This is a genomic window from Sporosarcina sp. CAU 1771 (assembly GCF_054482775.1).
In genome coordinates, this window is sequence record NZ_JBTLRN010000008.1 from 103,604 (window position 1) to 112,353 (window position 8,750).

General features: G+C 40.2%; 9 protein-coding genes. 7 read left to right on the top strand and 2 right to left on the bottom strand.

What is annotated here, in order from left to right:
• The first annotated feature begins 80 nt into the window (after nt 1-80).
• Together ACXYMX_RS08375 and ACXYMX_RS08380 are read left to right on the top strand one after the other, a co-directional pair.
• Nucleotides 81-1,967, top strand: a complete 1,887-nt coding sequence (locus ACXYMX_RS08375; protein ID WP_459043797.1) for a heavy metal translocating P-type ATPase — start codon at nt 81-83, stop codon at nt 1,965-1,967.
• Nucleotides 1,968-1,980: 13 nt separating this feature from the next.
• Complete coding sequence (locus ACXYMX_RS08380; RefSeq protein WP_459043798.1) at nt 1,981-2,688, top strand: Crp/Fnr family transcriptional regulator; 708 nt, start codon at nt 1,981-1,983, stop codon at nt 2,686-2,688.
• Between the two features lie 103 nt (nt 2,689-2,791).
• On the opposite strand, the gene ACXYMX_RS08385 is transcribed toward ACXYMX_RS08380, so the two are convergent.
• Nucleotides 2,792-4,480, bottom strand: coding sequence for a DUF2207 domain-containing protein (locus ACXYMX_RS08385; RefSeq protein ID WP_459043799.1), 1,689 nt, complete (start codon nt 4,478-4,480; stop codon nt 2,792-2,794).
• A gap of 94 nt (nt 4,481-4,574) precedes the next feature.
• A complete protein-coding gene (locus ACXYMX_RS08390) occupies nt 4,575-5,033 on the bottom strand; it encodes a RidA family protein (RefSeq protein ID WP_459043800.1) in 459 nt (152 codons plus the stop codon).
• Between the two features lie 587 nt (nt 5,034-5,620).
• Between ACXYMX_RS08390 and ACXYMX_RS08395 the strand changes: the two genes are divergently transcribed.
• The 5 genes from ACXYMX_RS08395 to ACXYMX_RS08415 all read left to right on the top strand — a co-directional run bounded on the left by ACXYMX_RS08395 (nt 5,621) and on the right by ACXYMX_RS08415 (nt 8,575).
• Nucleotides 5,621-6,340 (top strand): ABC transporter ATP-binding protein, encoded by a 720-nt coding sequence (locus tag ACXYMX_RS08395; RefSeq protein ID WP_459043801.1) that lies wholly within the window; start codon nt 5,621-5,623, stop codon nt 6,338-6,340.
• A gap of 12 nt (nt 6,341-6,352) precedes the next feature.
• Nucleotides 6,353-7,096, top strand: coding sequence for an ABC transporter permease (locus tag ACXYMX_RS08400; protein ID WP_459043802.1), 744 nt, complete (start codon nt 6,353-6,355; stop codon nt 7,094-7,096).
• A 64-nt stretch (nt 7,097-7,160) separates the two neighbouring features.
• Nucleotides 7,161-7,619 (top strand): LytTR family DNA-binding domain-containing protein, encoded by a 459-nt coding sequence (locus ACXYMX_RS08405; protein ID WP_459043803.1) that lies wholly within the window; start codon nt 7,161-7,163, stop codon nt 7,617-7,619.
• Entirely contained in the window at nt 7,616-8,041 is a 426-nt protein-coding gene (locus ACXYMX_RS08410; protein WP_459043804.1) for a DUF3021 domain-containing protein, read from the top strand. Before ACXYMX_RS08405 ends, ACXYMX_RS08410 begins: the two co-directional genes overlap by 4 nt.
• 90 nt (nt 8,042-8,131) lie before the next feature.
• Nucleotides 8,132-8,575, top strand: coding sequence for a PaaI family thioesterase (locus ACXYMX_RS08415; RefSeq protein WP_459043805.1), 444 nt, complete (start codon nt 8,132-8,134; stop codon nt 8,573-8,575).
• Nucleotides 8,576-8,750 lie beyond the last annotated feature (175 nt).

The window sequence follows — 8,750 nt, forward strand, 5'->3', positions numbered from 1 at the left end:
GTTGAAAGAAAGAGCCCGACTAAAAGGATTAATTTAAACAGTACAGAAATTCACTTTGATAAAAGGAAGGAGCCTTTCAAATGAACGCCAAGCGAACATCACAAATTACCGCCGTTACTGGTTTCTTATTAGCCGCAGCGATTGGACTTCATTTCGTAGGTTTACACGACTGGAAAGTTGCACTTCTTATCGCATCCACCGTTATCGCCGGATTCCCGATTATGATCAAAGCATTCAAAGCGCTTCGAATGAAGGCGTTCAGTATTGAACTCCTTGTAACCATCGCAGTTGTTGGTGCCTTATTCATCGGTGAATATGTTGAATCTGCTGCAGTTACATTCCTATTCTTATTCGGGGCATTTCTCGAAGCACGCACATTGGAAAAAACACGGTCGTCACTCAAATCGCTCATTGACATGGCGCCACTTGTAGCAACTGTCATTCGGGATGGAGATACTCTAACGCTCCCCGTAGAAGACGTCGTAAAAGGCGACCGCGTCATCATTCGCTCTGGTGAAAAAGTTGCGATTGACGGCACAATTGTTATTGGTACAGCACTTTTGAATGAAGCAGCGATTACCGGTGAATCCGTCCCCGCTTCGAAAACAATAGATGACCGCGTCTTCAGTGGAACGATTATTGACAACGGGTTCGTCGAAGTGATTGCGGACCGTGTCGGTGATGACACAACTTTCGCACGCATCATTGAACTTGTTGAAGAAGCACAAGAATCTCAGTCGAAAACAGAGAAGTTCCTTGATCGTTTTGCAAATATTTATACACCATCCATCGTCGTTTTATCCATACTCGTTTACATTTTTACTCAAAATATAGAAATGACGCTGACGTTCCTTGTCATCGCATGTCCTGGTGCACTTGTCATCTCTGCCCCTGTTTCCATCGTAGCCGGTATCGGAAACGGAGCCCGCAATGGTGTTCTCATTAAAGGCGGAGACATTATGGAAAAACTCGCAAAAATTGATACAGTCGTATTTGATAAAACAGGAACGCTCACACGTGGACGTCCTGAAGTGACAGATATCCATTCATTTGCAGGAAATGAAGACGAATTACTTCGTCTCGTTGCTGAAGCTGAAATGATTTCCGAACACCATTTAGGTCAAACAATTGTAAAAGAAGCCCGTAAACGCAACATTCCACTCGTCAATGAACCAGAGGATGCAGAAGTGATCAAAGGAAATGGAATTCGCGCACGGATTGAGAATCAATTTCTTGCGATTGGAAATCGGAAATTGATGGCATCTGAAGGTATTCAAATTGAAGAAGCAATAGAAGCATATGCAGTAAAACGTGAAAAAGCTGGGAACACAGCCATTTTTGCAAGTATTGACGGAAAAATTGCAGGAATCTTCTCGATTGCGGACCGTATTCGTCCAGAAGCCGAAAGTGCACTCAAACAATTACGTGCAAGCGGCATCAAGAAAATGATTATGCTTACAGGAGACAACCGTCACACTGCCGAACTTGTTGGCGCACAACTAGGACTCGATGAAGTTTACGCTGAACTCCTTCCAGAAGACAAAGTGGCGATGATTCAAAAACTAAAAGACGCAGGTCACCGTGTAGCAATGGCTGGGGACGGTATAAACGACGCACCCGCAATAGCAACTGCCGATATCGGACTTGCAATGGGTGAAGGTGGTACAGACGTATCGATGGAAACGGCTGATATCGTCTTAATGGCAGACCGTCTTGACCAATTCTCTCACGCATATTCACTTTCCAAAGCAACAGTTCGGAATATGATGCAAAACACATTTTTCGCAGTCGGAACCGTCGTCATTCTTCTCATAGGTGTCTTACTCGGAAAAGTATTTCTCGCATCCGGTATGCTCATCCACGAACTAAGCGTACTCGCCGTTATTTTAAACGCAATTCGGTTAATCAGGTATACTAGTAAAAAGCAAGAAAAAAAAGAGCCGACACTACAACCAATAACGGAGTAGGGGTGCAACCAAATTGACTGAACGTACAAATTGTCAACACCATACCGAAAACACGTTGGGGATGCAGAAAGTATGCATCTCCATCGTGCCGATTTTTAACCACTTGGATAATTCTGAGATGAATGAAATTGTCAAAACGACCAACTCAGTAACACACCCAAGGGGCGATACGATTTATCATGCGGGAGATCGATCTGACGGGTTATATATTGTGCATAAAGGTCGGGTGAAAGTTTACAGATTATCGGACAACGGGAAAGAACAACTTGTACGTATTTTGGAACCAGGTGATTTCACTGGAGAGTTGTCTTTATTTTCCGAGTCCGTTCATGATGCATACGCAGAAGCAATGGAACCAGTTGAGTTATGTGTCATGGGTAGAGACGACTTTCAGCAGTTTTTATTGAAATATCCTGCCATTGCACTTAAGGTGCTTGCTGAGTTCTCCTTGAGACTTGCAAAAACGGAACAACAAGCCGCAAGTATTGCTATGGAACCTACAGAAACTCGAATCGCCATGTACTTGGCCAACCAAGTGGAAGAGCATCAAAGTCACTCATTCAATTTACCAATGAGCCGAAAAGATCTTGCCTCTCATTTAGGAACTACACCTGAAACGATTAGCCGTAAACTAAAAGAATTCGAAGAAGCACGTTGGATTGCACAAATTAGTCAACGCAAAATTGAAGTGTTGGACTTAGAAGCGCTGTTGCTAGTCTGATAATTTTAATTGTAGATGCACTTAAAACATCGAAAAGGATCCGGAAAAGTCCTTTTCGATGTTTCGTTCGTTTTTAACTCCCTAGAATACGTCAGCACCAAAATCAAAACGCGCCTGATCCACCACCACCGCCGCCAGTTCCTCCATCTGAAGAGGAGGACGAAGATGAGGTATCCGGCGGATTCGAGTTTGTACTTGCACTCGTAAACGAGACGTGCATCATCAGAGGATCATAATAGAAAAGTCCTACATGACTGTTTGGTGTTCGTCTTTCGTATTCAATAAACTCATTAAACCGCTTTACTAAACTGCTCCCACTAAAAGTAATTGCAAATGTAAACCCTCTAAATTTATCTTCAGTCGACAAATTTCTCCATTCCTCCGGCTCGAGTTTAGGAAAAGCTCTCTGAAACCATTTCCATTCCTCATAAATTTGATGACCTTCCTCTGTTCTTGGGTTATAAACAATTGCAAATACAATACCAATAATTCCAAGGACAATAGAGAGACCCAACAACAGTAGTAAACCATATTTAACCGATTGAATCGCTACTACAACCATCAGCAAACTCGCCAAAGCAATACCGTAATGGAGAAAACCTTTTTTCTTCTTCAGCTCTTTGTCGAACACTTCCTTAAACACCTCAAACTGCCAATGTTCAATTGCATCGTTATAGTAACGGTGATTCTTTTTATTTTTCGTGTAATCTTCTAAATCAGCAAGTTCAAATTGTCCATTTTCTCCAACATAGTCAAATAATAGCTCGATCAATTTTTCTTCATGCGCATGAAGAACATTTCGATTTACAAGTTCAAATCGTTCTTCAGATAATTGCTTCACATATCCATTTCGAACGAGATCGAACAATGCTGCAGAAATCGTTTCACTCACTTTGCTTCCACCATTTAGATAATAAATCGTCGCAGGCATACTCATTTTTGCTTCCGGCACAGAGAATTTTTTACCGTACATCTTTTCCTTCACTTCTCGTCTCTTGCCGCTCGCCAAAATAAAGCCCCTTCCAATGAAACCAACCAACACAATACCAAATGTACCGACAAGAATTGAAAGATAAACGGACATCTTTTTCCGATTTGCATCGAACACTTCGCCTTCATCAGCTAATCTAGCCTCCTCAGCAAGAAGTTTGTCACGAATCGTTCCTTCTTGGAGTGATATATCTGGAAACAATTCTGGTTCATAGATGACTCGCACATCACCATTCTCACCCGAAGGAACATATCCAATTTCAAAAGTGACAATCCCATCCTCATTGCCATACCCTTTCATATAAGCCGTGTCCGAACCTAAGTAAAGTACATCTTTCGCAATATCCGGGGGAATGATTTTAATTTGCATAGACCCGTAGTCCGTTTCATTTCTACTATCATAAAATGGCCAGTAAAATTGGGCACCGTCTTCAAACTTCTCCATCCCATCGATAATTCGATACTTCATATCTACTGTAACCGTTTCATTCTCGCCACCTCTATAAATCTTATATTCTCCTTCATTTTCTTCAACTTTAAGAAGCTGCCCATTTTCAAAGGCCGTAAAGTCAACAATCGAGGCACCTTCTTTAGGTATTATTTGTCGGATGAGTCCATTAAATTCACTCTTAAACACATATGTATGCTTTTCACTAACAAGTACTTCACCATTAGGCTGCAATTCCGCTTCAATTTGTACATCTGTAATAGTAAATACTACCGCGAATGCCGATGTGGGAATTAGTAAAAGACACAACATAACAAGTAAGGATATGCTTTTCTTCCGATTCGTAACAATCACCCCTTATTTCTATTTCAAAACTTCCATCTAGTGCCCTCCAAACAACTGGAATCTCACTCGATGAATCTATTTTCATCCAACGAACGTAACTAACTTATTCGATTTCTACAATCAATTCTATTTCTACGGAAGCATTGCCTGGCAACGCATTTACTCCTATTGCAGATCTAGCATGCTGTCCGTTGTTTCCAAAAATAGCAATTAGCAACTCTGATGCCGCGTTAACTACGATTGGCTGGTCCTGGAAGTCATCTTCACTTTGAACAAAAGCTAATACTTTAACGACTTTCTTGATTTTATCTAAGTTACCTAGATGTGATTTCAAAACGGATAAACAATTCACAATACATTGTTCCGCCGCTTTTCTCCCCTCTTCTATACTAACTATCGTTCCTAATTTTCCTGTTGAAATCAGTTTTCCTTCTTTAATGCACACCTGACCCGATGTGAATAGTAGATTTCCACTCTGAATAACCGATAAGATTGGCATATCATCCAGTTCAACTACTTCTAAATGAATACCGAGCTCACTAATTCTTTTCTCTATCGACATGTAATTTACTCCCTCTACTTCAAACTTTATTTTCTTACCTTTTAAGAGATGACGTATTGATCCCCTATATCCGCTTGGCTGCTGATAACACGTAAGCCAATTTGAATATTCCGTTAATTAAAGCGAGACTAATCCTTCATCCCATTAGACTTTTCACTTGCTATAATCCAGTCGATTTTCGGGTACTATTTATACTCATCATTAATCTTTTTTTGAAGAACACACCTAATTTGGAATGGTTAATTACGAAGCTGCATCATTTTCTATCCACTCTTTAAAAGTAATAGAGTTCTTCAGCAACTTGCAAACTCTCAAATTTTACATACCTATTCACATTATAAACTCCCCAGATTTTTAATACAAAATTGGGCTCACACTTCTTGCTGTTTTATACTTCTAGGAGATATGAAATCGGTTTCCAACACTTCCCGATAACAATTCCGTATTTAATCCAACCCAAATGCGATTCAACGAGGGATTTCTGCTAGTCACCTTCAAATTAAGGCCAGTCACTGGAATTGCAACGACAACAAATCAAATCCCCCATATACTTTGGATACAAAGAACGTTCAACTGGAGGGAATCAAATGACCATCGTCAACATTCAAAACTTGCAAAAGTCATACGGCTCAAACCATGTGTTAAAAGGAATTAATTTTCAAGCGCGACAAGGAGAAGTGATTGGCGTCATCGGAAAAAACGGAGCGGGTAAGTCTACTTTCCTTGAGATTATCATGACGATTAAACAGTATGACACCGGCTCTGTCGTTGTTTTTGATGAAGACATTCGATCACTCTCAACAAATCGAATGGAAGACATACGTAAACAAATTTCGGTCGTCTTGCAACCAACCCAGTTTTACAAAACATTAAAAGTTGGCGAGCTACTGAAATTATTCAAAGCGTATTATAAATCTCCAATCGATCTTGAAAAAATCATCATCGACTTCAAATTGGAACCACATCGTAAAAAGTATTTCGAGAAGCTTTCGGGTGGTTGGAAACAGATTGTGAGCCTTGCCATCGCCTTTTTATCGCAACCAAAACTACTGATTTTAGATGAACCAACAACTGGACTCGATCCACATATGCGCAACCTCCTATGGGCTTATATTAAAGAATACAACCATCAAACAGGCGGTACAGTTATTTTAACAACACATAATATGGACGAAGTTGAAATGTACTGCGACAAAGTCATGCTAATTGATAATGGAACCAATGACTTTTTCGATACAACAGCAGCAATTTTAGCGTCCGGTTATTCATCGATTAATGACTTTTACCTACAAAATGTTGAAATCTAAGGGGGAAAAAATATGTTAGCCACGCAGCTAAGATACGACTTGCTAATGTTTTCAAGGGAGATCTTTTACTTAGTTTTTACGATTATCGTTCCTCCGGTTTCTTACCTTTTTATGGGGCAATTATTCGGAGATCAGACGTACGCTGGGAATCTAAGTTACGCCGAAACCTACACCCCCTCCTTTATCTTGCTAATCACTTTTGGCGTCGTCTTTTTTGCCTTTGGTTTCGACCAAGTAACACACCGTGCAACTGGCGTGGAAAAACGGATTCGCATTTCACCTGTGCCCCCAAAAACACTTCTAGTTTCTAGTATTTTGAAATCAATCATCATTACAAGTGGTGGATTTTTTCTTGTCTATCTCATTGGAATGATTGCTTATGATCTCGCTTTCCATCCACTGCGCTTCCTGGGTGCTTACGGATTTTTTATTTTATTAAATGCAGGGTTACTTATCCTTTCTTCAGGCATTTATTCTTTATTCAACAGCGTCAACGCTGCACTTGTATTTTCGATTGTTATTTTCCAAATCGTTATGATTACCGGCGGATTTACAATGCCAATTGCTCTCATGCCGAAATTTGTGCAAGTCATTGCCGAGGTAAATCCTCTTTATCATATGAACAATTTATTCATCGCAGTATGGAATGGCCAATTCGCTTTTGACACAGGCACCCTCATCTCGATTAGCTATATTTTGTGTTTAATCGCCCTTGCACTGGTCATCATTCACTTTGCCAATAAAAGACGAAGTTGACAGACCACTCTCAGACAATGGTAAAGTAAATGGATAGATGATTGTCGAAAAGGAGTGTCCCAGATTGAAAGTATCATTGAATATTGACAGTAATTTTAATGAAACGAAGATAATAATAGAAACACCAGAATTGAATGACTCCGTGCAAGGAGTTCTTGATTTTATCAAAGGACAGGAAGCAGATTTCCTCGTTGGGAGAGATGGGGATCGACAGCACATTTTAAAACCAGCTGACATTCACTATTTTCACACCGAAAACGAGGCTGTCGTCGCTGTCACTGTTAACGGTTCTTTTAGATTAAAAGAGAAATTATACGAACTGGAAGAAATACTTCCCTCTAATAGATTTATTCGGCTATCAAAATCGGTTATTGCGAACCTTCATGAATTGAGCCAATTCGAGGCATCCTTTAATGGTACCCTTTGCGTCTATTTCAAGTCAGGCGTCAAAGAATACGTCTCTCGAACCTACGTCAATTCCATCAAAGAAGCATTGAAAATGAACAGGAGGAACAGCAAATGAAAACCTTTTTATTTAGAAGCATGATCGGCGTTTTCTTTGGCGCATTTCTTGCTGTCGTCTTAACGAATTCAATTGTTTACTTTGGTAACGAGGAAATGCTGGATGGTAAATTATTTCTAAAGAATTCGCTCGGGTCGATTTTCTGTGGATGGTTGTTCACGGTTAGTCCACTTTATTTTGAGAATATGAAATTACGCCTTTCTCAACAGACCGCCCTTCATTTTGGAACGGTTATTGTCTTTTATTTTATACTTGCATTCGGCATCGGGTGGATTCCGTTTACGATAAAAAGTTTTTTGTTTATGCTAGGAATATTCATTGCTTTTTATTGTGTGATTTGGACTGCTTTTTATCTCCACTTCAGAAATCAAGCGAAGAAATTGAATGCCGAGCTTTTCGAATCCCAAACAAGAAATGAATAGCTGTTCACTTGTACATTCTTATGATATAGTTTATGCATACAGAAGATGACAGATAATTCTTATTACTGAAAGAGAATGAGGGGGATTTGAATGCGGCATTATGAAAACTTGAAGAAGATGCAAAAAGGAGAAGTTCCAAACGCTCCCATTGGTGATTTTTTGGGATTTAAAGTAATTGATGTAGAACAGGGTATGGTCACAATTGAAATGGAAACATCAGAACGTTTCTACAATCCTATGGGAACCCTTCATGGCGGAATTCTAGGCGATCTCGCTGATGCCGCAATGGGCTATACATTTGCAACCACTTTAGCCGATGATGAGGCGTTTACTACATTGGAAATAAAATTAAATTTCTTGAAACCAATATGGAAAACCAAGCTTCGTGCAGTAGGTAATGTTGTTAAAAAAGGGAATACTATAGGATTACTTGAATGCCATATCTACGATTCCGAAGAAAGTCTTGTCGCACATTCTACAAGTACGTGTATGATTTTACGAGATACAATGGCTAAAGGTAGAGGCATTAAATAAGAAACACCTGAAAATCCATCACCGAGAAGGGAGGCCACTGAAAAAGTCCCCATCAACAGGATTATGCTAAAACTGTTGATTTCCGTTCCGAGCGGACGCGTTCCACGGGGCGGGCGGTGAGCCGCATCGGATCGCTATCGCTCCCTGCTGGGTCTCACCTGTCCCGCTTCATCCC

Bases quoted from the DNA above. Each gene is read 5' to 3' on its own strand.
- ACXYMX_RS08375 (WP_459043797.1), top strand. From the start codon at position 81: ATGAACGCCAAGCGAACATCACAAATTACCGCCGTTACTGGTTTCTTA.
- ACXYMX_RS08390 (WP_459043800.1), bottom strand. From the start codon at position 5,033: ATGTCGATAGAGAAAAGAATTAGTGAGCTCGGTATTCATTTAGAAGTA.
- ACXYMX_RS08395 (WP_459043801.1), top strand. From the start codon at position 5,621: ATGACCATCGTCAACATTCAAAACTTGCAAAAGTCATACGGCTCAAAC.
- ACXYMX_RS08400 (WP_459043802.1), top strand. From the start codon at position 6,353: ATGTTAGCCACGCAGCTAAGATACGACTTGCTAATGTTTTCAAGGGAG.
- ACXYMX_RS08410 (WP_459043804.1), top strand. From the start codon at position 7,616: ATGAAAACCTTTTTATTTAGAAGCATGATCGGCGTTTTCTTTGGCGCA.
- ACXYMX_RS08415 (WP_459043805.1), top strand. From the start codon at position 8,132: ATGCGGCATTATGAAAACTTGAAGAAGATGCAAAAAGGAGAAGTTCCA.